This is a genomic window from Streptomyces sp. CNT360, assembly GCF_000424785.1.
Window position 1 is genome coordinate 17,780 of record NZ_AUKO01000037.1, and the last position, 23,074, is coordinate 40,853.

18 protein-coding genes are annotated in these 23,074 nt (G+C 72.4%); 12 read left to right on the forward strand and 6 right to left on the reverse strand.

Annotated features, from left to right (window positions below; translation table 11 throughout):
* Nucleotides 1–130: 130 nt before the first annotated feature.
* The 3 genes from H297_RS0124810 to H297_RS0124820 all read right to left on the reverse strand — a co-directional run bounded on the left by H297_RS0124810 (nt 131) and on the right by H297_RS0124820 (nt 2,412).
* Complete coding sequence (locus H297_RS0124810; RefSeq protein WP_027739269.1) at nt 131–1,093, reverse strand: aminoglycoside phosphotransferase family protein; 963 nt, start codon at nt 1,091–1,093, stop codon at nt 131–133.
* 123 nt (nt 1,094–1,216) lie between these two features.
* A complete protein-coding gene (locus H297_RS0124815; protein WP_027739270.1) occupies nt 1,217–1,696 on the reverse strand; it encodes a ferritin-like domain-containing protein in 480 nt (159 codons plus the stop codon).
* Nucleotides 1,696–2,412 carry a hypothetical protein gene (locus H297_RS0124820; protein ID WP_027739271.1) on the reverse strand — a complete coding sequence of 239 codons (717 nt, stop codon included), beginning with the start codon at nt 2,410–2,412 and terminating at the stop codon, nt 1,696–1,698. Before H297_RS0124820 ends, H297_RS0124815 begins: the two co-directional genes overlap by 1 nt.
* A gap of 534 nt (nt 2,413–2,946) precedes the next feature.
* On the opposite strand from H297_RS0124820, the gene rimP reads away from it, so the two are divergent.
* The 8 genes from rimP (at nt 2,947) to H297_RS0124855 (ending at nt 11,301) form a co-directional block, all read left to right on the forward strand.
* Nucleotides 2,947–3,537: a ribosome maturation factor RimP gene (rimP, locus tag H297_RS0124825; RefSeq protein WP_027739272.1), complete on the forward strand. Its 591-nt coding sequence runs from the start codon at nt 2,947–2,949 to the stop codon at nt 3,535–3,537.
* A 2-nt stretch (nt 3,538–3,539) separates the two neighbouring features.
* Nucleotides 3,540–4,568: a transcription termination factor NusA gene (gene nusA, locus H297_RS0124830; protein ID WP_027739273.1), complete on the forward strand. Its 1,029-nt coding sequence runs from the start codon at nt 3,540–3,542 to the stop codon at nt 4,566–4,568.
* A gap of 105 nt (nt 4,569–4,673) precedes the next feature.
* Nucleotides 4,674–4,961: a YlxR family protein gene (locus tag H297_RS42065; RefSeq protein WP_078514566.1), complete on the forward strand. Its 288-nt coding sequence runs from the start codon at nt 4,674–4,676 to the stop codon at nt 4,959–4,961.
* A gap of 157 nt (nt 4,962–5,118) precedes the next feature.
* On the forward strand, nt 5,119–8,154 hold the full coding sequence (gene infB / locus H297_RS0124835) for a translation initiation factor IF-2 (protein ID WP_027739274.1): 3,036 nt from the start codon (nt 5,119–5,121) through the stop codon (nt 8,152–8,154).
* A gap of 146 nt (nt 8,155–8,300) precedes the next feature.
* Entirely contained in the window at nt 8,301–8,597 is a 297-nt protein-coding gene (locus H297_RS0124840; RefSeq protein WP_027739275.1) for a DUF503 domain-containing protein, read from the forward strand.
* Nucleotides 8,598–8,645: 48 nt separating this feature from the next.
* Complete coding sequence (gene rbfA, locus H297_RS0124845) at nt 8,646–9,155, forward strand: 30S ribosome-binding factor RbfA (protein ID WP_027739276.1); 510 nt, start codon at nt 8,646–8,648, stop codon at nt 9,153–9,155.
* 3 nt (nt 9,156–9,158) lie between these two features.
* On the forward strand, nt 9,159–10,085 hold the full coding sequence (truB, locus tag H297_RS0124850) for a tRNA pseudouridine(55) synthase TruB (RefSeq protein WP_027739277.1): 927 nt from the start codon (nt 9,159–9,161) through the stop codon (nt 10,083–10,085).
* A gap of 259 nt (nt 10,086–10,344) precedes the next feature.
* Complete coding sequence (locus H297_RS0124855; protein WP_027739278.1) at nt 10,345–11,301, forward strand: bifunctional riboflavin kinase/FAD synthetase; 957 nt, start codon at nt 10,345–10,347, stop codon at nt 11,299–11,301.
* Between the two features lie 118 nt (nt 11,302–11,419).
* Here the strand turns inward: H297_RS0124855 and H297_RS38195 are convergent, their stop codons facing one another.
* From H297_RS38195 to eccE, 3 genes are all read right to left on the reverse strand, one after another.
* Nucleotides 11,420–14,782, reverse strand: coding sequence for an SCO5717 family growth-regulating ATPase (locus H297_RS38195; protein ID WP_037795357.1), 3,363 nt, complete (start codon nt 14,780–14,782; stop codon nt 11,420–11,422).
* Nucleotides 14,783–14,919: 137 nt separating this feature from the next.
* Nucleotides 14,920–15,624 (reverse strand): hypothetical protein, encoded by a 705-nt coding sequence (locus H297_RS0124865; RefSeq protein ID WP_027739279.1) that lies wholly within the window; start codon nt 15,622–15,624, stop codon nt 14,920–14,922.
* Nucleotides 15,624–17,003, reverse strand: coding sequence for a type VII secretion protein EccE (gene eccE, locus H297_RS0124870; protein WP_027739280.1), 1,380 nt, complete (start codon nt 17,001–17,003; stop codon nt 15,624–15,626). Before eccE ends, H297_RS0124865 begins: the two co-directional genes overlap by 1 nt.
* Before the next feature lie 623 nt (nt 17,004–17,626).
* On the opposite strand from eccE, the gene eccB reads away from it, so the two are divergent.
* From eccB to H297_RS43375, 4 genes are all read left to right on the forward strand, one after another.
* On the forward strand, nt 17,627–19,156 hold the full coding sequence (gene eccB, locus H297_RS0124875) for a type VII secretion protein EccB (RefSeq protein ID WP_027739281.1): 1,530 nt from the start codon (nt 17,627–17,629) through the stop codon (nt 19,154–19,156).
* Nucleotides 19,157–19,279: 123 nt separating this feature from the next.
* Complete coding sequence (gene mycP / locus H297_RS0124880) at nt 19,280–20,527, forward strand: type VII secretion-associated serine protease mycosin (RefSeq protein ID WP_027739282.1); 1,248 nt, start codon at nt 19,280–19,282, stop codon at nt 20,525–20,527.
* 228 nt (nt 20,528–20,755) lie between these two features.
* Entirely contained in the window at nt 20,756–21,268 is a 513-nt protein-coding gene (locus tag H297_RS40480) for a hypothetical protein (protein ID WP_158693732.1), read from the forward strand.
* A gap of 32 nt (nt 21,269–21,300) precedes the next feature.
* A complete protein-coding gene (locus H297_RS43375; RefSeq protein WP_158693733.1) occupies nt 21,301–23,061 on the forward strand; it encodes a hypothetical protein in 1,761 nt (586 codons plus the stop codon).
* Nucleotides 23,062–23,074: the final 13 nt, after the last annotated feature.

Genomic DNA, 23,074 nt, shown 5'->3' on the forward strand with positions numbered 1-23,074 from the left:
CGGCCGGAGCCGTCACCGGCGGACCGCCCGCACGGTCAGGCGACCCGGCTCGACCACGCGGTCCCGCTGAACCGTCCAGTCCCGTGCCGCCCCAAGCACCCATGCGGCCCCGCAGGACCGCGTGGCTCTCCTACAGCCAGGTGGCGAACTCCAGCAGCATCTCCGCGTCCGGGCGCTTGCCGGACGCGTGGTGGCGGCAGGCGGACTCGACGGCCCGGTAGAGGGCCCATTCGCGGACGCGCTCACGCGGAGCGTCCAAGGAGTCGGCGAGTTTGTTGACGCGGCGCCGGGTGGCGGCCGCGGAACCGGTGGAGGCCATCAGGTCGTGCAGCCGGTCCCGTACCAGTCGCGCCAGGTCGTAGGCGGGCTCCCCGACCAGCGGGTCGGGTCCCACGGTCAGCCAGCGGGACCGTTCCTCGGCGGCCGGGGTGGCCAGCACGGCACCCTGCCGGAAGTCGCCGTGCACCAGCACCCCCTCGGACTGCGGAGTCGGCTCGGCCAGCATCGCCTCGCGGGCTTCCAGGGCCTCGGCGACCAGCGGTTCGGCGTCCGGCGGTACATGGGCGCGCATCATGGCCGCCTCGGCCGCGGTGTGCTCTGCCACCGTCTCCAGGCTGTGTCCCGTGGGCGGGGGCACCCACAGGCGCCGCACCACGGAGACGGCCTCCAGCGTGGCCTTGGCCTCCGGCAGGGACCGCAGCGACACCTCGCACCGCAGGCGTTCCAGGAGCAGCGCGCCGTCCTCGGGCGCGGCCCGCAGCACGCGCACGGCGCCCAGCCCGTGCCAGGCGCGCAGCGTCTCCTCCTCACGTGCGGCGCGTACCGGCGCGGTCGCGCTCACGCCCTCGGGGGCGAGGAGTTTCAGCGCGGCCGGGCTGCCGTCGCCCTGCTGGACCAGGACCAGGAGGCTGCTGCGCCCACCGGGCGTCACCACCCGCTCGGGCACCAGCTCCCACTGCTCCAGCTTGCGCTCCAGGAGCGCGGGCAGCTCTCCCAGCCAGGCCCGCGCGGCCGCGGCCGCGTCCGGGTCCGGCAGCGAGGCCAGGGCGCGCGTGAGCCGCTGTGGGGGGTCGAGGGGCAGCACGGGTGCCATCCGGGGCGGACCTTTCGTCAGCTCTTCGCGTCGTAGCTCTGGGCATCGTCAGCTCGGGGCGTCGTCAGCTTCGCCCTGTCCGCCCCGGGGCTGTCAGCTTTCCGCGGCAGGTGGGCGCGGCGGTCACAGTGCACCGGGAGCGTGGGAGCCGCCCGGTTCGTCGGAAGGGGCGGCCGGTGCTTCCCCGGCGCCCAGCTCGGCGAGGCCGGGAAAGGCCACGCCACTGCCCTTCCAGCGCACCGACCGGACCGCGGCCTCGCGCAGCGCGTCGGCGGCCGCACGCCGCCGTGCTCCTTCACTTGCCCGGACGAGGTCCGCGTACACCCCCGCGAGGCGGTCCTCCAGTTGGGCGGCGAGGCGGACGGCGGCGTCGCTGTCGGGCACCGCGAACGGCAGCGTGTAGGCCGGTTCGGCCGGTTCCGGATCGCCGCCCAGGGAGTGGATGGTGCGGCGCAGTGCGTCCCGGCGCGAGCGGTGCGCGTCGTAGCACTCGCGTACCTCGGCCTTGCGGTCCTCGTCGATGCGTCCGCCGACCACCCCGTAGCCGTAGACGGCGGCGTGCTCGGCACGCAGTGCGGCCTGAAAGCCCGTCAGTTCCTTCATCATTCGGTGGCCCCCTTGCCGGAGTTGTCGGCGTTGTCGGCCTTGCCGCCCTCGATGCCCTTGTCCGCGTCGCTGCCGCTCTCGTCCCGCCCGTGGTCGAGGAGGTATCCGTGCGCCGATCCGCAGGCGGCCAGGGAGGCCAGCAGCCGGGCCAACTCGGGCGGCGACCCGGCCAGCGCCTTGGTCCGGGCGGCCGCGAGCTTGTGCTCGGCATCCGCCAGCGCGGTGAGTGCCGCCTTCTTGTCCTTGGGCACGGACGCGGTGTCCGGGCTGGGTGGCTTTGCCGTCGGGCTGCGGTCCGTCGGGCCGTCCGACTGCCGGCCGCGGGGCCCCTGCGACGAGGACGGAGAGGCGGACGGAGACCGTGTGGAACGGGAGCCGGACGGTGCGGGGGAGGGGGAACCGGACTCGCTGCCGCGCAGTACACGAACGTGGCGGGCGACCTCGTCACGGAGTGGACGCAGCCGCCCGGCCGTCGCCGGGTGCACCCGCGCGGTGCCCTCGTACCGGGCGAGCAGGTGCTCGCTGTCCCGGGCGGCGCTCTCGCGCAGCCGGCGGGAGCTGCCGGCGTCCTCCGCGTCGGTGCTGCCGTCCGCCGCGTCCGTGCAGCCCCCGACGAGTGGGAGGGCGAGCGACACCGAGGTGGCACCGAGCGCGCCGGTCAGCAGCGACCTGCGGCGCGGCCGGGGCGCTGCCGGTGACGGCGTGAGCGACATGTGCACTCCCTGGACGAGGACGGAGGGTCGGTGACTCGGCCGCGGGGGAACGAGGACGGGCCGGCGCGGACGGTCGAATGGGCGTCGAGTGGGCGGGGCGGACGGGCGGACGGCAGCTCCGGTGCCGAGGGCGGACCGGCGCACGAGCACTCCGGTGGGCTGCCGGACTGCCCGCGGGCTCGACCGGCGGACCGGACGCGCACCGACCCCTCATCCGACCCGCGCCCACCTCCGCGAGAGCGTGCGCCGCCCCGCGAGGGTACCCGGGGTCCTTCCCGGCTCTCCCGCTGGCCACCCCCGCCGGCCGGGCCCGCACCCGGACGCCGCACGCAGAGCCCGCCCCTTGTCAGCGGCGCCGGCTCCGTGCACGGGTGCACCCTCGCGCCCGGTGCGGCCGAGGCGTGTGGTGCCGTACCGTCGTCGGTCCGGCAACCGGGTCCGCGTGGCCCGGCACAGACGATAGGCTTGGGCGGCGATACGCGCCCCGTCACGAGGCCCCCCTACAACAGCACACGCGGCCGAGGAGTCACCCGGATGAGCACCACCCAGAGCGAGAGGCTGCGCGGACTGCTGGAACCGCTCGTCAGCAAGAGGGGGTTGGATCTCGAAGAGATCGCTGTGACCCCGGCCGGAAAGCGGCGCGTGCTGCGCGTCGTCGTGGATGCTGACGACGGGGTGCAGCTGGACACCTGCGCCGAGCTGAGCCGCGCCTTCTCCGAACTGCTCGACGAGAGCGACGCGATGGGCGGCGCCCCGTACGTGCTGGAGGTCACCTCGCCGGGGGCCGACCGCCCGCTGACCGGGCAGCGGCACTACCGCCGCGCCGTCGGACGGCTCGTCAAGGCGCAACTCACCCCGGAGGCCGGCGGCGGCGAGCTGACCGCTCGGATCACCGGGGTCGACGACGAGGGCATCGATCTGGAGGTGCCCGGCGTCAAGGGGCGCAAGCCCACCACCCGTCGCCTGGCGTTCGGCGAGATCGCCAAGGCGCGGGTCGAGATCGAGTTCAACCGCAAGGCCGCGGACGCCGCCGGCGCAGCGCGGGCCACGTCCGCGGCTGACGGCGCCGAGGCCGCCGAGGCCGCCGAGGCCGCCGAGGACAACGAGAAAGAGGAGGAGGCGTAGCCGTGGACATCGACATGAGTGCCCTGCGTGGGCTGGTCAGGGAGAAGGAGATCTCCCTCGATCTGCTGGTGGAGGCGATCGAGTCGGCCCTCCTCATCGCGTACCACCGCACCGAAGGCAGCCGGCGTGACGCCCGCGTCGAGCTGAACCAGAAGTCCGGGCACGTCACGGTCTGGGCCAAGGAGAGCTCCGACGAGCTCGAAGAGGGCGCCGAGCCGCGGGAGTTCGACGACACCCCCACCGGATTCGGCCGGATCGCCGCCACGACCGCCAAGCAGGTCATCCTGCAACGGCTGCGGGACGCCGAGGAGGAGGTCACCTTCGGCGAGTACGCGGGCCGCGAGGGCGATGTCGTCGCGGGCGTCGTCCAGCAGGGCAAGGACCCCAAGAGCGTGCTGGTGGACATCGGCAAGCTGGAGGCGATCCTGCCGCCCCAGGAGCAGGTGCCGGGGGAGGACTACGCGCACGGCACCCGGCTGCGCACCTATGTGGTCCGGGTGGCCAAGGGGGTGCGTGGCCCGTCGGTGACGCTTTCGCGAACCCACCCCAACCTCGTGAAGAAGCTTTTCGAGCTGGAGGTCCCGGAAATCGCGGACGGCTCCGTGGAGATCTCGGCCATCGCCCGGGAGGCCGGGCACCGCACCAAGATCGCCGTGAGGTCCACGCGGTCGGGTCTCAACGCCAAGGGCGCGTGCATCGGGCCGATGGGCGGCCGAGTACGGAACGTGATGGCGGAGCTGCACGGCGAGAAGATCGACATCGTCGACTGGTCCGAGGAGCCGGCCGAACTGGTGGCCAATGCCCTCTCCCCGGCGCGGGTCAGCAAGGTGGAGATCATCGACCTCGCCGCCCGTTCCGCGCGGGTCACCGTCCCCGATTACCAGCTTTCCCTGGCCATCGGCAAGGAAGGGCAGAACGCCCGGCTCGCCGCCCGCCTCACCGGCTGGCGCATCGACATCCGGCCCGACACGGCCGACGCGGGCGGTCCGGGCGAGGGCCAGGGCGCCGGCCGGGCGGCCGACGAGGACTGAGGCCGGTCACGGAGCGCAGCCGGTCGCTTGCTCACCGGTGGCGAATGAGTAACAACGTCCTCACCCCCCAGGGGGTGACGGGCTGCGGGGAGGTAGACTTCTTCAGTGTCTGGCCGGACGCGCGGTCGGGTGTGCCCTCAGCGGACCTGTGTGGGCTGCCGGGAGCGCACCGACAAGGGCGCACTGCTGCGAGTGGTGCTGACCGGGGGCAGCGTGATCCCCGATCTTCGCGGTAAACTGCCCGGTCGGGGTGCGTATCTGCACCCCGTTCCCTCCTGTCTTGAGCAGGCCGTCCGCCGCCGGGCGTTCAACCGGGCCTTCCGGGGTCCGGGTCCGTTCGACCTCGCACGACTGCGTGAGCACGTGGAGCGGAACGCACAGCAAGCACCGTGAACAGAAGCCCGTACGGAACCCCCGTACGGGAGAGGTACCTCGCGAGTGGGAAGTAGGTCGAGATTGCGATGAGCACTCGATGAGTACGCGATGAGTACGCCCATGCATCAGTAGCGAAGGTCCGGCGGACGATCTCCCCCGGGCCGTAAGGAGCGAAGTGGCTAAGGTCCGGGTATACGAACTCGCCAAGGAGCTCGGAGTCGAGAGCAAGGTCGTCATGGCCAAGCTCCAGGAGCTCGGTGAATTCGTCCGTTCGGCGTCCTCGACGATCGAGGCGCCGGTTGTCCGTAAACTGACTGACGCGTTCGACGCGGGCAGTGGTGGCGCGAAGAAGTCCGCCGCCAAGCCCGCAGCGCCCAAGAACACGGCGAAGCCCGCCGCGCCCAAGCCGGGTGCGAGCGCGCCCAAGCCGGGCGCCCCCAAGCCCAGCCCGAAGCCGGGTTCCGAGGGCGGTCCGGTCACCCCTGCCCCGGGCGACGCCCAGGGCGAGTCCGGTGCCGCAGAGGCACCGAAGCCGGCCCAGGCCGGCCCGAAGCCGGGCGCCCCGCGCCCCGGCGGCCAGGGCCCCAAGCCGGGTCCGCAGCCTGCCGCGCCGGCCAAGCCGGACTTCCAGGCGCCGCCGGCCCAGGCCGGTCCGAAGCCGGGCGCCCCGCGCCCCGGTGGCCAGGGCCCCAAGCCGGGTCAGGCGCCGAAGCCGGGCAGCCAGGGAAGGCCGCAGGGCGGCCAGGGCGCCAAGCCGGGCCAGGCCCCGAAGCCGGGCGGCCGTCCGGCGGGTCCGCGCCCGGGCAACAACCCCTTCACCTCCGGTGGCTCCACCGGTATGGCGCGCCCGCAGGCGCCCCGTCCGGGTGGCGCTCCCAAGCCGGGTCAGCCCCCGAAGCCGGGTGCGCCCAAGCCGGGTCCCGGCGGCGGCGCCCAGGGCGGTCCGCGTCCGCAGGCCCCGGGTGGGCCGCGCCCCTCGCCGGGCAACATGCCCCGTCCGCAGGCCCCGCAGGGCGGCGGCCCCCGGCCGGGCGGTAACCGGCCGAACCCCGGCATGATGCCGCAGCGTCCTGCCGCGGGTCCGCGTCCGGGTCCGGGCCGTGGCGGCCCCGGCGGCGGTGGCCGTCCGGGCGGTGGCGGCGGCGGTCGTCCCGGATTCGCCGGTCGTCCCGGTGGAGGCGGCGGCGGTCGTCCCGGTGGCGGCGGCGGTTTCGCCGGGCGTCCGGGCGGCGGTGGCCGTCCCGGGTTCGGCGGTCGTCCGGGTGGTCCCGGTGGCCGTGGTGGCACGCAGGGCGCGTTCGGCCGTCCCGGCGGTCCGGCGCGTCGTGGCCGTAAGTCGAAGCGGCAGCGGCGCCAGGAGTACGAGCAGATGCAGGCGCCGTCCGTCGGCGGTGTGATGCTGCCGCGCGGCAAGGGCGAGACCGTCCGGCTGTCGCGTGGTGCCTCGCTCACGGACTTCGCGGAGAAGATCAACGCCAACCCGGCGTCGCTCGTGCAGGTGATGTTCAACCTGGGCGAGATGGTCACCGCGACCCAGTCCGTCTCCGACGAGACGCTGAATCTCCTCGGCGAGGAGATGAACTACGTCGTCCAGATCGTCAGCCCGGAGGAGGAGGACCGCGAGCTGCTCGAGTCCTTCGACATCGAGTTCGGCGAGGACGAGGGCGGCGAGCAGGCTCTGATGCCGCGTCCGCCGGTGGTGACCGTCATGGGTCACGTCGACCACGGTAAGACGCGCCTGCTGGACGCGATCCGCAAGACGAACGTCATCGCGGGCGAGGCCGGCGGCATCACCCAGCACATCGGTGCCTACCAGGCGGCGACGGAGCTGAACGGCGAGGAGCGCCGGATCACCTTCATCGACACCCCGGGTCACGAGGCGTTCACCGCCATGCGTGCCCGCGGTGCCAAGTCGACCGACATCGCGATCCTCGTGGTCGCGGCCAACGACGGCGTGATGCCGCAGACCGTCGAGGCGCTCAACCACGCCAAGGCGGCCGACGTGCCGATCGTCGTCGCGGTCAACAAGATCGACGTCGAGGGTGCCGACCCGACCAAGGTCCGCGGCCAGCTCACCGAGTACGGGCTGGTTGCCGAGGAGTACGGCGGCGACACGATGTTCGTCGACATCTCCGCACGCGAGGGTCTGAACATCGAGGAGCTGCTGGAGGCCGTGGTCCTGACCGCGGACGCGGCGCTCGACCTGCGGGCCAACCCGGACCAGGACGCCCAGGGCATCGCGATCGAGGCCCACCTCGACCGCGGCCGCGGCGCCGTGGCCACCGTGCTGGTCCAGCGCGGCACGCTCAGGGTCGGCGAGACCATGGTTGTGGGCGACGCCTACGGCCGGGTCCGCGCGATGCTCGACGACAAGGGCGAGAACATCAAGGAAGCGGGTCCCTCGACCCCCGTCCTGGTGCTGGGCCTGACCAACGTCCCGGGCGCCGGCGACAACTTCCTGGTGGTCGACGAGGACCGTACGGCACGGCAGATCGCCGAGAAGCGCGCGGCGCGCGAGCGCAACGCGGCCTTCGCCAAGCGGACCCGCCGCGTCTCCCTGGAGGACCTGGACAAGGTGCTCAAGGCGGGCGAGGTGCAGCAGCTCAACCTCATCATCAAGGGCGACGCGTCCGGTTCGGTCGAGGCCCTGGAGTCCTCGCTGCTCCAGCTCGACGTCGGCGAAGAGGTCGACCTGCGCATCCTGCACCGCGGGGTGGGTGCGGTCACCGAGACCGACATCGACCTGGCGACCGGCTCCGACGCCATCGTCATCGGCTTCAACGTCCGCGCCGAGGGGCGTGCGACGCAGATGGCCGAGCGCGAGGGTGTGGACGTCCGTTACTACTCGGTCATCTACCAGGTGATCGAGGAGATCGAGGCGGCCCTCAAGGGCATGCTCAAGCCGGAGTACGAAGAGGTCGAGCTGGGTACGGCCGAGATCCGCGAGATCTTCCGCTCCTCCAAGCTCGGCAACATCGCCGGTGTCCTCATCCGGTCCGGCGAGGTGCGCAGGAACACCAAGGCCCGCGTTGTGCGCGACGGCAAGGTCGTGGCGGAGAACCTCAACATCGAGGGCCTGCGTCGCTTCAAGGACGACGTCACCGAGATCCGCGAAGGCTTCGAGGGCGGTATCAACCTCGGAAACTTCAACGACATCAAGGTGGACGACACCATCGCCACCTACGAGATGCGGGAGAAGCCCCGCGTCTGACCGCACCACGTACCGGGGCCGACCGGCGGGAAGTATTTCCGTCGATCGGCCCCGGCCGTTGCGTGTACGGTGCCTGTGATGCGCAGGCCGCCGGCTTCCGCCGGACGGCCCCCCAAGTGCCCCACGGGTGGCTTGACCCGCACTGTATGTACGTAGGGACGCTGTCCTTCGATCTGCTTCTCGGCGACGTGCGGTCGCTCAAGGAGAAGCGCTCCGTCGTCCGCCCCGTCGTCGCCGAGCTGCAGCGCAAGTACGCGGTCAGCGTGGCGGAGACGGGCGAGCAGGACCTCTACCGCAGGGCCCGTATCGGCCTCGCGGCGGTCTCCGGAGACGCGGGGCACCTCGGTGACGTGCTCGACCGCTGCGAGCGGCTGGTCGCGGCACGCCCGGAGGTGGAGCTGCTGTCCGTCCGACGGCGGTTGCACGGCGAAGACGATGACTGAGCGCGTGAGGCGACGACCACGCGCGCGCGTGAGCAAGGAGACGGACCAGTGGCCGACAACGCACGGGCCAAGAGGCTGGCGGACCTCATCCGTGAGGTGGTCGCGGAGAAGCTGCACCGGGGGATCAAGGACCCGCGGGTCGGCACACATGTGACCGTCACGGACACCCGGGTCACCGGCGACCTGAGGGAAGCGACGGTCTTCTACACCGTCTACGGTGACGACGAGGACCGCAAGGCGGCCGCGGCCGGACTGGAGAGCGCCAAGGGCGTGCTGCGTACCGCGGTCGGCAGGGCCGCGGGCATCAAGCACACGCCGAGTCTGACGTTCGTGGCGGACGCCCTCCCGGAGAACGCCAAGACGATCGACGAGGCGCTCGCCCGGGCCCGCGCCGCCGACGAGGAGGTCCGCAAGGTGTCCTCGGGCGCCGCCTACGCCGGCGAGGCGGACCCGTACCGCAAGCCGGGCGAGTCCGCCCTCGACGAGTCCGAGGAGCCCGACGACGGCGAGGACAGCGACGGTGCCCAGGGCCGCGGCGGCGCCGACGAGAGCGCCTGAGACGTGGCACGCAAGAGAGACAACGGCCCAGGCGGGCTGATCATCGTCGACAAGCCCGCCGGGTTCACCTCCCACGACGTGGTGGCCAAGCTCCGCGGCATGGCCCGCACCCGGCGCGTCGGTCACGCGGGCACCCTGGACCCGATGGCCACGGGTGTCCTCGTCATCGGCACCGAACGCGCCACCCGCCTGCTGGGCCACCTCGCCCTCACCGAGAAGGAGTATGTGGCGACCGTCCGGCTCGGCCAGGAGACGGTGACCGAGGACGCCGAGGGGGAGATGGTCGGCGCTGCGGGCGCCAAGGACGTGGCCAGGGACCGGCTGGACGCGGCTGTCGCTGCGCTGACCGGACAGATCGCCCAGGTGCCCTCGGCGGTCAGTGCGGTGAAGGTCGACGGCAAGCGCGCCTACGCACGGGTGCGCGAGGGCGAGGAGGTCGAGCTGGCGGCACGCCCGGTCACCGTCTCCGCCTTCGTGGTGCACGACGTGCGTGAGGAGAGCGCCGAGGACGGCACCCCGGTCACCGATGTGCTCGTCTCGGTGGTCTGCTCGTCCGGCACCTACGTGCGCGCGCTCGCCCGCGACCTGGGTGCCGCGCTCGGTACGGGCGGCCACCTGACGGCGCTGCGCCGTACCCGGGTCGGGCCCTACGGACTGGACGGCGCCCACACGCTCGCGCAGTTGCAGGAGCGGGTCGACGCCGAGGAGCCGTTGCCCGTCCTGCCGTTGGGGGAGGCCGCCGCTGCGGCGTTCCGGCGCTGGGACGTCGACGAGGACCAGGCGCGCCGCATCGGCAACGGTGTCCAACTGCGCATGCCTGCCGACGGGTTCGACGACGGGACGGTCGCGGTGTTCGCTCCCGGGGACCGGTTCGTCGCTCTCGTGGAGCAGCGGGACGGGCGGGCCAAGAGCCTGGCCGTCTTCGTGTGAGGGACGGCCGCGCTCGGGCGTGTCGCAGGCCGTCGGGTGTGCCGGGGCCGTCTGGCGTGTCGGGGGAGAGGACGCGGAGAACCCGGCGAAGCCGCGGGGCCGCCGACCGGGCCGCAGGTGGGTCCGTGCCGGGCGCGGCCACGGGGCATGGCACCCTTGGACCGGCGGGAACCATCGCCATCACCACCGGCTCGGACACCGACGACCGGTGACGGCCGCTGACGACCACTGACGAACTAGGTAGCGACGAGGAGCAGACGTGCAGCGCTGGCGTGGCTTGGAGGACATCCCCGAGGGCTGGGGGCGCAGCGTCGTCACCATCGGCTCGTACGACGGGGTGCACCGGGGGCACCAGCTCATCATCGGCAGGGCGGTGGAACGTGCCAGGGAGCTGGGCGTGCCCGCCGTCGTCGTCACCTTCGACCCGCACCCCAGCGAGGTGGTCAGGCCGGGCAGCCATCCCCCGCTCCTCGCCCCGCACCACCGCCGCGCCGAACTCATGGGCGAGCTGGGCGTGGACGCGGTCCTGGTGCTGCCGTTCACCTCCGAGTTCTCCCAGCTCTCGCCCGCCGACTTCGTGGTGAAGGTGCTCGTCGACAAGCTGCACGCCCGCAGCGTCGTGGAGGGGCCCAACTTCCGCTTCGGTCACAAGGCCGCCGGCACCGTCGAGTCGCTCGCCGAGCTGGGGGAGACCTACGACTACGACGTGATCGTCGTGGATCTCTTCGAGCGCGCCGTCAGCGGAGAGGCGTTCTCCTCGACGATGGCGCGCCGGCTGGTCGCCGAGGGCGAGGTGCGTGCGGCGGCCGAGGTGCTGGGCCGCCCGCACCGCGTCGAGGGGATCGTCGTCCGCGGGGCACAGCGCGGCCGGGACCTGGGCTACCCGACGGCGAACCTGGACACCCTGCCGCACACCGCCGTACCGGCCGACGGGGTGTACGCGGGCTGGCTGACAGTCGAGGGTGAGGCGATGCCGGCGGCGATCTCCGTGGGCACGAACCCCCAGTTCGAGGGCACGGAACGCACCGTCGAGGCCTACGCCATCGACCGCGTGGACCTCGACCTGTACGGCATGCACGTCGGCGTCGACTTCCTGGACTACATCCGCGGCCAGGAGAAGTTCGACACGCTCGACGCCCTCACGGCACGGATGGCGCAGGACGTCGACGATGCCCGCGCACGGGTCGCGGCTGCGACCCGGAGCGCCGAGGTCTGAGCGGCCCACTCACGGGCGACCGGTCGGTACGGACAGCCGGCTGACGGCACGGGCGAAGGGAGGGGCTCCGCGGAGCCCCTCCCTTCGCCCGTGCTCGAACGGTGACGCGTTCTCGTGGCTACTGCTGCCAGCCGCTGCCCGGCTGGGGCCTGCCCGGCTGACCGGGCGGCTGCTGCCCGGGATAACCGTAGCCGCCGCCCGCCCCGTACGGCGGGAACTGCTGCTGCGGCTGAGGCTGACCGGGCGGCGGGCCCGTACCTTCCTGGCCGGGTATGCCCCCCTGGCCGGGCATCGGCGGGGCGAGCTGCGGCGGTGGGTTGCCGCCGTCCGCCGTCCACAGCCCCTGCTCGCGCTGGGCACGCACGAAGTCCTCGGCGACCATCGCGGACAGGTTGAAGTAGGCCTCCCGGGTCCGTGGCCGCATCATGTCCAGATCGAGTTCGGCACCGGCCGACAAATGCTCGTCGAACGGGACGGTCACCACGCCGCGGCACCGGGTCTCGAAGTGCGACACGATGTCCTCGACCCGGATCATCTTTCCGGTCTCGCGGACCCCCGAGATGACGGTGAGGCTCCGCTGCACGAGGTCGGAGTACCCGTGCGCCGCCAGCCAGTCCAGCGTCGTGCTCGCGCTGCTCGCACCGTCCACCGACGGGGTCGAGATGATGATCAACTGGTCGGCCAGGTCCAGCACTCCGCGCATCGCCGAGTACAGCAGGCCCGTGCCCGAGTCCGTCAGGATGATCGGGTACTGCTTGCCCAGGACGTCGATGACGCGCCGGTAGTCGTCGTCGTTGAACGTCGTGGAGATCGCCGGGTCGACGTCGTTGGCCAGGATCTCCAGACCGGAGGTCGCCTGCGAGGTGAACCGGCGGATGTCCATGTAGCTGTTGATGTACGGAATGGCCGTCACCAGGTCGCGGATCGTCGCCCCCGTCTCGCGGCGCACCCGGCGGCCCAGTGTGCCCGCGTCCGGGTTCGCGTCGATGGCGATGACCTTGTCCTGGCGCTCGGTGGCGAGGGTCGAACCCAGTGCCGTGGTCGTCGTCGTCTTGCCGACGCCGCCCTTGAGGCTGATCACGGCGATCCGGTAGCACGACAGGACCGGCGTGCGGATCACGTCCAGCTTCCGCTGCCGCTCCGCCTCCTCCTTCTTGGCACCGAACCGGAACCGCGCGCTCTTGTTGCCCGCCTGGGGGCGAGGCTTCCTCTTGCTGTTGATCAGCCGGTCCGAGGACAGCTCGACCGCCGCCGTGTATCCCAGAGGCGAGCCGGACTGATCCACACGCCGCGGGTCGACGGCCCCCGGGTGCGGCTGGAGCGGCGTCTGGGGATTCGGCTGGGGCGGCGGGAACTGCCCCGGCGTCTGCGGCTGCACCGGCCCCTGTCCTTGCTGGCCGGCCTGGTCGAAGCCCTGAGCGGACGGCTGCCCTTGGGCCTGCGGCGCCGACGGCTGGTTCTGCGGCAACGACGGTTGCGGGGGCTGGGGTTGGGCCGGGTAGCCCTGGGGGAGCTGCTGCGGAGGGGCCTGGTGGCCCTGCGCAGCCTGCTGCTGGGCGCCCGGTTGTCCCTCGCCCGCACCCTGGGGCGGCACAGGCTGCTGCCCGGGGCCGTGCGGTGCTTGCGGGTAGCCGTAACGGCTCTCCTGACCGTACTGCGCCGCGGATTGCTGACCAGGGTGACCGTGCTGTGCCTGCTGCCCCTGTGGCGCCTGCTGAGGCTGTTGGGCCGGCGGCGCCGGTTGCTGCGGCTGCCCGTGCGGCGGCCACTGCTGCTCGGGCTGCTGGGCCCCGCCCTGGAGCGGCTGCTGCGGCTGCTGCGGCTGCTGCGGAGCGGACGGTGCGGCGGGACGGCCCTGCTGCGGAGCAGGAGGCTGCGACGACGCGTCCGTCCCGGGAGTGTGCTCGCTCCCGGCCCAGGGCGAGCCGGACGGTGGCGCCGACGCCGCGGGCTGGAAGTCCGGCGGCAGCGGCGGCAGTCCCTGCGCGCCCGGCGTGCCGTCGCCGCCCCCCGTGGAGGATGCGGCAGGCGCACCGGGGGTGCCCTCGTCGGCCTTCTGCCAGGACGCTGCTCCTGGCGGTGGGGCGGGGGAGAGGGGGTGAGGCGGTACCGCGTCCTGCGGTTCGGCTTCCCGGGGCTCGGCGGGGGCGGATGTAGCAGGGGCGTCGTAGCGGCGCTCCTCGGAGGGCTCCTGGAGGGCGAAGTCGTAGGAGGAGGGGATCGCGTCCTGCGGCTCCTGCCCGCGGTCTTCCGCACTGCCCAGGGAGCTCGGCGTCCCGCTGCGGCCGTCTGCCGCAGCACCGGCGGCGTCCTGCTGCGGCGCGTCGGCTGCCGTGGCAGCGGCCTCGTCGTGCTTGCGCTCCTCCTGGGCGGCGTACGCGGCGATCTCCTTGCGGAGTGCGGATGCCGAGAACCGCATGGTGGCGCCGTCCTCGGCCCCGAGACCGTTTCCGGACTCCTCCGTGCCGCCGTCGTCGGCTGTGTCTCCGGTGGTTCCCTCGCTGTCCCCGTCGAGAAATCGGTCCGCGCCCTCGTCCTCGGCCCGGTCCTCGGCCTCTCCCGCGGGGCGGATCGGGGTCTCCAGTGGGTCTGCGGGCCCGGAGGCCGACGCAGCGCGCCAACTCGGTGCGAGGTCGCCGGTATCGGCGTGACCGTCGGCACCGGACTGTTCGTCCGCTGCCGTGCCGGCGGAGCTCTCGGACCCTTCCCCGAGGTCCTCGTCCTGTGGGGAGGCGGCGTCCCGCGGGGAGTCCGCGTCGCCGCCGAAGTCCGGCACACCGGGGGCGGGTTCGGCGCCGAGGCCCGGATCCGCAGTTTCGGCCGTCGACGGCGGGGACGCGGGTGCGGGCGGGGCGGACGGGAGAGTCCCGAAGGAGTCGGGGCCCAGCCCCTCGTCCGTCCCGCCCGTACGGTCACTCTCCGCGTCGGCAACAGGGACGCCCTCGTCCAGGTCGGAGGCTCCGGTGAACGGCGTCGGCTCGTCCTCCTCCGAACTGTCCGTCTCCGCGTCGCTCTCCTTGCTGAAAGGCGTCAGGGAGGGGAAGGCCGGCGGGTCGGCGGCGGGAGGTGCAGTGCTTGCCCCGCTGTCCGCAGGGCCGTGGTCGGCACCATCCGAGCCGGAAGGTGCCGAAGACGCCGAAGATGCGGGAGGTGTCGGGGGCGCGGCAGGCGGAGGGGGAGGCGTCGGTGAACTCGTCCACCAGTCCGCGGCGTCGGAGCCCCCGGCGAACGCGGTGCCGCTGCCGTGCGGGGCCTCCTCGGCGCCGGCCCAGGGAGTGCTCTCCGGCGTCGGTCCGGCGTCGGGCTCGGGCTCCGGTTCCGGCCGCCCGGCCGCGTCCTGCGTGTACCAGGCGGGCGGTGTGTAGTCGATGGTGAACTGGCCCGTCGACTCGACCTCGCCCTCGGCATCCGCTTCCGCGTCGAGCTGGTCGGAGCCGGGCATGGTCCCGCGGACGCGGATCTCGTCCCGGTCGCTGCTCACAATGCCTCCTGCTGTGGTCATTCACCCCGGTTTGCCGCGCGCCCGCCCACGCGCGTTCATCCAGCCTAATCATCACAACTACCGTGCGGGCAGTGCGGTCCCGTACGGCTGTGGCTGTGAGGGTGCGAGCGGGCGGGTCAGTCGAGCCGTCGGGCCGTCCCCAGCAGCCCCGACTCGGCGTCCGTGGGCTGCGTCAGCGCGTACCGCCGCTCGCGGCGCGTACACCACAGGGTGACGCCGTCGCCCAGTGTGGACAGCGCGTCGACCTCCTGCGGCGGCAGTTGCATGATGCGGCCGATCTGCTGCGCCTCGTCCGGTGAGACCCGCTGGACCCCGACCAGCGCCGCGCCGCGCAACAGCCGGGGAGCCACCGGGCTCAGATACGGCAGCAGGGTCAGCACCGACTGCCACGGCATCGAGGCCACACGGCCACGCGGTGGCCGCATCCCGCAGTCGCGGACGACCAGCACCGGGCTGCTCACCGTCGGACCCATCGGCGGCACCCGGCCCACGTCGTAGAGCGTGATGCACTCCTGGCCCGCGCCGGCCGCCTGGACCAGGTTCGTCCACACCTGCGCCCGGCCGGTCTCCACGGCGACCCGGGCGCCGGTCCCGGCGAGCCGCAGCGCCAGCACCTGTGCCGTCCACAGGCCGCCGACGAGCACGACGTCGTACGGCGTCGGATGGTGGAAGCCGATCACTTGGGGCCGGCCCTCAGCGTCGTTGCCGACGACCACGCCGTCGTCCCCGATGGGCAGCGAGAGTGCCCCCAAGTGGTCCGCGGGCAGCGCGTGTCCGGTGCGCTGCGGGCCCAGCAGTCCCTGGCCGTAACGACTCGCCATCAGCGCGCGCCTCCCAGCGGCAGCGTTGCGAGAGCGCCCGGAAGCTGCTCGCGGTCCAGCCGCACCAGACCCACCCGGGCCGAGCGCGCCGCCCCTTCGAGCTGGCGGCGGCCCGCCGCCAGCTCGCTGTCCGAACGGCCGGTCAGCCGTACGTGTCCACTGACGGTGACGGCGCTGCGCCGCGCGGAGCGGCCCAGCGTCACGCTGAACGTCGTCGTCAGCGTCGGTACGGACGTCAGCGACGCCACCAGCCGCGGCAGCGGCGTCGCGGCCCGCCCGAGCTCCGGCCAGCGGCCCACCGCGTACGTCGTGTGCCAGCGGTCGTCACAGCGCCAGGCACGTGCGGACTCGGCGGTACGGCGGGCCGGTGCGGCGTCCGGCCGGCTGGCCCGGGCCGTGGCCGACGGGCTGACACATGCGGACGTCGCCAACGCGGCGACCAGCTCCTGCTCGTTGAGCACCGTGGCCACGAACCCGGCGCCCGTGATGCGGCTCGCCAGATGGTCTGCCGCGCGCACCAGGCAGCGCTGCGCCCCCTCCAGCCCACCGCCCCGTGCCCGGACCGCCTCCGGGCACAGTTCCGGATCGAACTTGAGCGCCACCCACGTCAGCCGCAGGGCGGGCGAACCGGTCTGCTCCTGCAGCGGTCCGTAACTGCGCCGCGCCACCGACTGTTCGGGCAGATGGGGGGCGGGGGCAGGCTGGACGTGCTGCACGACCTGGACCGACTCCAGCGCGATGCCGTCGACGTCGAGCGCGTCGTGGATCAGCGCCATCGGCAGTGCGCGGGACCCGAACGCCGGGCGCAGCGCGCTGGGTGCGGCCTCGATCCGCACCAACGCCGTCAGGAAGGTGCCGTCTCCCAGCATCCCTATGGTGCGCCGCTTCTTGTCGAGGTACGCGTACGTGCGCAGACCGGGGGCGCACTCCACCAGAGGCAGGAAACTCGCGTCGACCCGCTCACCCTCTGCGTCCAGCACCATGGCGGCGGTCAGCGGTTGTGCAGCGGCCCGCCGGCGGGCCCGCAACGCCAGCACCGTGCTGCACCAGTCGCGGAGGGACCGTTGATGGCGCCGCAGCACGGCGAACGCCACCAGTGCGGCTGCGACGACCGCGCCGGGCACCAGCAGCAGGCGGTCGACAGCGGCCGCGACCAGCAGCACGGCGACGGCGAGCTCCAGCAGGACGAGCTGCTGCGCCTGGAGCGGCCCGATCCGGTTGGTCCGCGACTCGGTGCGCAGCGTCGTGGAGGCGGGGATCCGCGGTGGGGACGGGGCTGCGCCGGCAGCGGACGCGTCGGCCCCCGGGCGCCGGGACGCTCCCGGCCCAGGGCGCCCCGCGGTGCCCGCCGCACCCCGCGCCCGCGTCGCAGATCCCATTCCGGAAGGCCCCCTCATGTCCGAATCGGCCCCACTCGTGAGGGGCGTTGGGCGGGCGATCACGATACCGGAGCGGCACGAGGCGATCCCCAACGGGCATAGTAGGGGGCCGGTCCGACAATCGGCAGCGCTCCCGGGCGCTGCCCGGGCCGTACGCCGTCCGACCGGACACGGTTCGTGCGGGTGCCGCACGACGGCGGCATGCGGGCTGAACGAGGCCCGTGAGCCGTGCGCGTGCGGTTGGTGCAGGGCCGGTGCCCGGCTCGTGCGCGGGCCGGGCGCGGTCGGTGCATGTGCCGTGTGCGGCGGGTGCGCGGGCTGCGTGCGGTCTCGTAGCGTTCTCCGCGGACGCGACTCGTACGCGGGCTCGTCCGTGCGCGCGTGCGCGTTCCGTATGTGTCCCGCACGCGCGCGGGACGGCACGTGGCACACGGGTGCGGGTGGCTACGAGCCGCGGCAGGGGGGGGGTACGGGAGGCGCGGACCGGCGAGCAGGGCCGTTCCGGACCGACGGGACCGTTGCGCACCGACGGGACTGTTCCGGACCGACCGGGACCCGGCAGGGCTCCGGCGGTGCGGGGGACAGCGGGGACAGCAGGGACTTCCAGGGAGCGTCTTTCACTCATGGCATCACGGCGCGACGAGCTCAACGCCTATACCTTCGCCAAGAAACGGCTGGTTGCGGCGTTCCTGCAGCCGTCACCGACAGGCACCGAGGAGGGCGCGCCCCGCCCCCTGCGCGGCATTCTGCCCGGGATCGTCGTCGGCGCCCTGATCCTCGCCGGTTTCGGGGCCTGGGGCATGTTCAAACCGAAGGCCCCGGACGGCTGGGACAAGCCCGAGGAAAAGGTCATCATCGGCTCCGAGTCGACCACCCGGTACGTCGTGCTGAAGACCGACGGCAAGGCACAGCTCCATCCCGTGCTCAACCTGGCCTCCGCCAAGCTGCTTCTCGACCCCGGCAAGGGCGAAGTCGTCAAAGTCGACGAGAAGGTGCTCGACAACGGCGACATCCCGCACGGGGCGACCCTCGGCATCCCCTACGCCCCCGACCGGCTGCCGGAGGCCAAGGAGGCCGGGGAGAAGAAGCGGTGGGCCGTGTGCGAGCGTCCTGGTGAGGGGGGCCGTGCCGTCCAGAAGGCCGCCTTCGTCCTGGCCGACCGCGACAAGGGCAAGGTCGGGGGCGCCAACCAGTTGCACGGCGGGGAACTCGTCTATGTCCAGGGCCCCGACAACCGGCTGTACATCGTCGACAAGAGCGGCACGAGATACCGCGTACCGAACGACGAGACGCTGCTGCGCGTCCTGGTGGAGAACCGCAGGCCCCAGCGGGTGTCGCGGCAGTGGCTGGCCACCCTGCACAGCGGTGACGCCATCGGCTTCCCGCAGATCGACGGAGGCGTCGGAGACGACGCCGGTATCCAGGGGCTGGGCAGAGAAGCCAACCGCGTCGGCGCGGTGATCGAGGCACCCGCAGGCACGCACTGGCAGAAGTACGTCGTGCTGCAAGGGAGGGTCATGCCCGTCTCCGACTTCACGGCGAAACTGCTGCTGTCCTCCAAGCAACTGCTGAGCCTCAAGCAGAGCGGCCAGCCCATCAAGGTCAGCGCGAGCGCCTTCTCCCCGCTCAAGCAGCACTACGGCGGGTCGCTGAAGTGGCCGGACGAGGAGGCGGACGCCGTCAACTCCGCGGGAACCGGCCACGGCAGCCGCAACGTCGCCTGCAACGTGCTCCACAAGGTGGACGGCAAGACCGGCAGGACCACCCTCAGCACCTGGTCCGGCGAAAACTTCCCCGCCCAGCTTCCCGCGGGCACCTCCAGCGCGTACGTCACGCCTGGCACCGGCCAGCTCTTCCGCCAGGTCAAGGGCCGCAGCACCGGGTCCGGCGGAGTCTTCCTGGTCACCGACACCGGGCTGCGGTACGCCATGCAGTCCAACTCCGACAGTGAGCACGACGGTTCCGGCATCGGTGAGGACGAGAAGAAGTCCGGAAAGGCCGAGAAGGGCCAGCCGCAAGAGGGCGAGCGGGCACAGCGCCGGCTCGGGTACGAGAAGGTGAAGCCCACGCCCGTCCCGGCGGAATGGGCCACCCTCTTGCCCACCGGGCCGCGGCTGTCCACCGGTGACGCCCACCAGCCGCAGGGTTCATAAGGGGTACGACGGATGCGCAGCTCCACTCCACCGTTCCAGCACTCCCCGCGGCCCCGGCAGCCGGGGCGGCGTCAGTTGTCTCAGCGGTTCCGGCGGGGCCATCGGCGGCCCCGTCGGTTGCGGATGAGCCACCGTCTGGCAGCAGGGGTGGCCGCCACAGCCACCGCCGCCGCCGCGCTCCTCGTCACGGTGGCACCTCCGGCGGCAGCGGACGCCTCCACCCAGTGCGAATGGCCCGCCAAGCCGTACGAGGGCCGCCCCTGGGCCCTCCAACGAGTGCTTCTCAACGAGCTGTGGCGGGACACCGACCAGGGCGCGGGCGTCCGTGTCGCCGTCATCGACACCGGCGTGGACGTCAAGAACGCGCAACTCACCGACGCCGTCGACGCCGGAGCGGGAAAGAACTATCTCCCCAAGAAGCGCAAGAAGGACGAGACCGGCCAGACCACCCCGCGGGGCAAGCCCACCACCGACGAGGTCGGTCACGGTACGAAGGTCGCGGGCATCATCGCCGCCCGCCCCGCGGACGGCACCGGGTTCGTCGGGCTGGCCCCCAAGGCGACGATCATCCCGATCAAGCAGAACGACGCCAACGGCAGCGGCACCGCCGGCAGCCTCGCCCAGTCGATCGACTACGCCGTCGAAGCCGGCGCCGATGTCATCAACATCTCCCAGGACACGGCCGAGGCCCTGAAACCGAACTCCTCGCTCGAACTGTCGGTCCAAAAGGCCCTGCGCCACGATGTCGTCGTCGTCGCCTCCGCGGGCAACGACGGGCTGGGCGGCAACGTCAAGAAGACCTACCCCGCGTCCTATCCCGGCGTTCTGGCCGTCGCCTCCTCCGACCGCAACAACGAGCGCGCGCCGTTCTCCCAGTCGGGCGACTTCGTGGACGTGGCGGCACCCGGAGTCGACATCGTCTCCACCGTCCCCAAGGGCGGCCACTGCGCCGACAACGGCACCAGCTTCTCCGCCCCCTACGTGGCGGGCGTCGCGGCCCTCCTGCGGGCCAAGCACGACAAGGGGTCCGGCCGTTGGTCGCAGCAGAACATCGTCGCGCAGATCGAGCAGACCGCCGAGCGTTCCATCCCCGGCCACGACAGCCACGTCGGCTGGGGCGTCGTCGACCCGGTGGCCGCCCTCACCGCTGACGACAAACGCCTCGACCACCCGGTCGCCAGGGAGGGCGTCGAAACCGGCAAGAAGCCGAAGCCCGCCGGACTCGTCCTCGGCGAGACCGAGCAGCAGCGGAACGAAAGACTCGGGACCTACGTCCTGGTCGGCGGCGGCACCCTGATCGCCATCGTCGCGGGCACGTCCTTCGTCCACCGCGACTGGCGCCGCCGACGGCACCCCTCGCCGAGCCGCTGACAAGGCAGCACGCACGGGGTGACGACGTGTCGGATGTCGGTGCGCCCTGGTACAAGGGAGGTGTGTCACGTGCGGGCAACAGCAGTGCTACGGCCCACCGCCCCGACGCTGATCTGCTGTGAGGACCGACGTAGGGTGCGGCTACAGTGACAGACAGCGCATGGCGAGCGACGTCAGGGCCTCACGCCGGGCCCGTCACGGGTGGACGACGCGCAGGGGGAGGGCGAGATGAGCGAGCCGAAAGGCACGCCCAAGAGCAGGCCGCAGGGCGTGAAGCCCGACCTGGAACGGCGTGCTGAAGCGCTCAAGATCTTGAAGAAGCGTATCGACGGTGCCCTCAAGAACATGGACTCGTCATCCGCCGCCCAGCACAACCTCTCGGCCAAGCGCATCCAACGCACCTCCTTCAGCGGCCAGGGTTCGCCCTTCGCCGAAGCGGACGACCTGTTCACCAAGTTCACCGAGGTCCATGACACGCTGGTCCTCCTCTCGCGGACACTCCGCGACCAGATCGACGCCACGTCCATCGCGGTCAAGGTCGCGGACGGCGGCTTCGACGCCATCGACGAGGAGGAGAAGCGGCGCTACTGGGAGATCTCCCGGAGAGCAGAGGTTCTGGAAGAGCAGGTCAGGCGTCACCACAAGGACGGCCACGACGGGCACGGGCACGGCCACGGTGACAAGGACGGTGGCGGCGCCGCCGATCAGCCGAAGGGCAAGACCAGGAAGACCGGCACCTGACCAGCACGTTGACGCCCGGAAGGGGAGGACACATGGGCGGCAAGGGCGACAACAGCGAGTCGCGCGACCCGTACACCGGCAGGGGTTACTCGGCGAAGGAGATGCCGAAGGACGCGCCTGTCGGATGGGACTACAACCCGCTGACGCAGCCGGGCATGAACCCGGCGTTCGGCATGTCCCCCGGCGCCCTGCTCATGTTGCCGAAGACGGCCTTCACCCCGGCGGCCACCAACTTCGACGACTACGAACTCAACGACATGGTGGACCTCGTCGACGCGGCCTCCCCGCAGGACCTGGACGACGTCGCCGAGGCCCTCTGGGACGCTGCCCGCGCCATCAAGTCGGCCGAGACGGAACTGCGGACCTACTGCACCGAGGCGGAGCGCGGCTGGCAGGGCGAGACGCAGCAGGCCTTCCACGACTGGGCCAAGAACCTGCAGGACAACACCGCGAAACTCAGCGAGTACGCCGCTGCCGTCGGAACTCACCTCAAGGGCGCCGGCATCGGCCTGGCCATGGTGCACGGCTCGATGCCGAAGCGGGAGTCGGAAGGAGAGAAGCACGCCAAGAAGGCCGGCGGCTCTCACAAGGGCGACGGCAAGAAGGACGAGGCCCACGATGCCGCCGTCATCCAGATGAACAGGCTGAGCTCCTACTACCAGGTCGCGCTCCAGAACATCCAGGCCGCGGAGAAGAACAGGCCCGTCTTCTCGGCACTGCCCGAAGTCGGCGTGCCACCGGCGCCTCCGGGGTTCGCCGATCCCAGCCCCAGTGGTGTCGGCGCAACAGGTGGTAGCCGAGCGGCATCAGTGGAGGGCTCACCGACGGAGAGAAGCGGAAACTACTCGTCAACCGGCCCCGCTCGCCCGGGTGATGCGCCCGCAGTCGACGTACACGACGGGGGCCATGTCGTCATTCCTCCTGGTGTTGCTGATGATCTGGTCCGACCGGGCAGGGCAGTCGCGACGAACATCGACACCACGGCGCCCCCGGTCACCACGCCTGTAGACGGTGGCTCACCTCCCCACTCGCCTCCTGTGGCGAGTCAGCCCAACCTTCCGAACGGCCCGGGGCCCATGACCGTGCCGCCGCCCGCAACCGGCCGGATGGGGCCGGGTGGCCAGGGGCCCGGCCGGTCGTTCGTGCCCCCTCTGCGAGCACCTGCTCCGCCGACGCAGACGGGACCAGGTGGCTCTGCCAACCGTCCGGGCAGGCCGGGACCGGTTACGGGGGCCTCCGGAACCAATGGCCGCACGGGCGGAACCGATGCCGCCAACGGTCTCCGCAGGCCGGGGATGATGGGGGTTCCTCCGGGCGCCGTCGGCTCAGGGGCCGCCCCGAACGGCCGGAGCGGGAACGCCGGTTCAGGCCGAGCCATGCCACGAGGGGGCATCGTGGGCGGTACACCGAACCAGGGGGACAACGCAAGGTCAACCGCTCCCAGGCTGCCAAGGGGCACGGTGATCGACAACCAGGGGACGACGCAGGGTCGCCGTCCGATGGGCATGGTGCCGCCTGTGGGGGCTGCAGGAGCCGGTACGAAGGGGGAAACGCGCGACACATCGAGTCGTAGAGTCGCCTCAAGCCCCGGCGGGGTGGTCGGGGAGCCGCGTTCGGGAGACGACACGCGAGTACGCGGTCTGACTCCGGGTTCCGCAGGACTTGTGGTGGGTGGGCACGCGTCCTCGGCGAAGCCGGACGCGGAGGAGTCGCCCTCCAGGCGCCACGCCGAGGGTGGAGAGCCCTCACCGCAAGTCGAGCGGCAACGTGGCGTTCCGCCGGTTGTCGAATGACTGCAGTGAGGCC

Coding starts and splice junctions, on each gene's coding strand:
- eccE (WP_027739280.1), bottom strand. CDS start 17,003: ATGGGATCTGCGACGCGGGCGCGGGGTGCGGCGGGCACCGCGGGGCGC.
- H297_RS0124815 (WP_027739270.1), bottom strand. CDS start 1,696: ATGAAGGAACTGACGGGCTTTCAGGCCGCACTGCGTGCCGAGCACGCC.
- H297_RS0124810 (WP_027739269.1), bottom strand. CDS start 1,093: ATGGCACCCGTGCTGCCCCTCGACCCCCCACAGCGGCTCACGCGCGCC.
- rimP (WP_027739272.1), top strand. CDS start 2,947: ATGAGCACCACCCAGAGCGAGAGGCTGCGCGGACTGCTGGAACCGCTC.
- H297_RS40480 (WP_158693732.1), top strand. CDS start 20,756: ATGAGCGAGCCGAAAGGCACGCCCAAGAGCAGGCCGCAGGGCGTGAAG.
- H297_RS43375 (WP_158693733.1), top strand. CDS start 21,301: ATGGGCGGCAAGGGCGACAACAGCGAGTCGCGCGACCCGTACACCGGC.
- H297_RS0124865 (WP_027739279.1), bottom strand. CDS start 15,624: ATGGCGAGTCGTTACGGCCAGGGACTGCTGGGCCCGCAGCGCACCGGA.
- H297_RS0124820 (WP_027739271.1), bottom strand. CDS start 2,412: ATGTCGCTCACGCCGTCACCGGCAGCGCCCCGGCCGCGCCGCAGGTCG.
- H297_RS0124840 (WP_027739275.1), top strand. CDS start 8,301: ATGTACGTAGGGACGCTGTCCTTCGATCTGCTTCTCGGCGACGTGCGG.
- eccB (WP_027739281.1), top strand. CDS start 17,627: ATGGCATCACGGCGCGACGAGCTCAACGCCTATACCTTCGCCAAGAAA.
- mycP (WP_027739282.1), top strand. CDS start 19,280: ATGAGCCACCGTCTGGCAGCAGGGGTGGCCGCCACAGCCACCGCCGCC.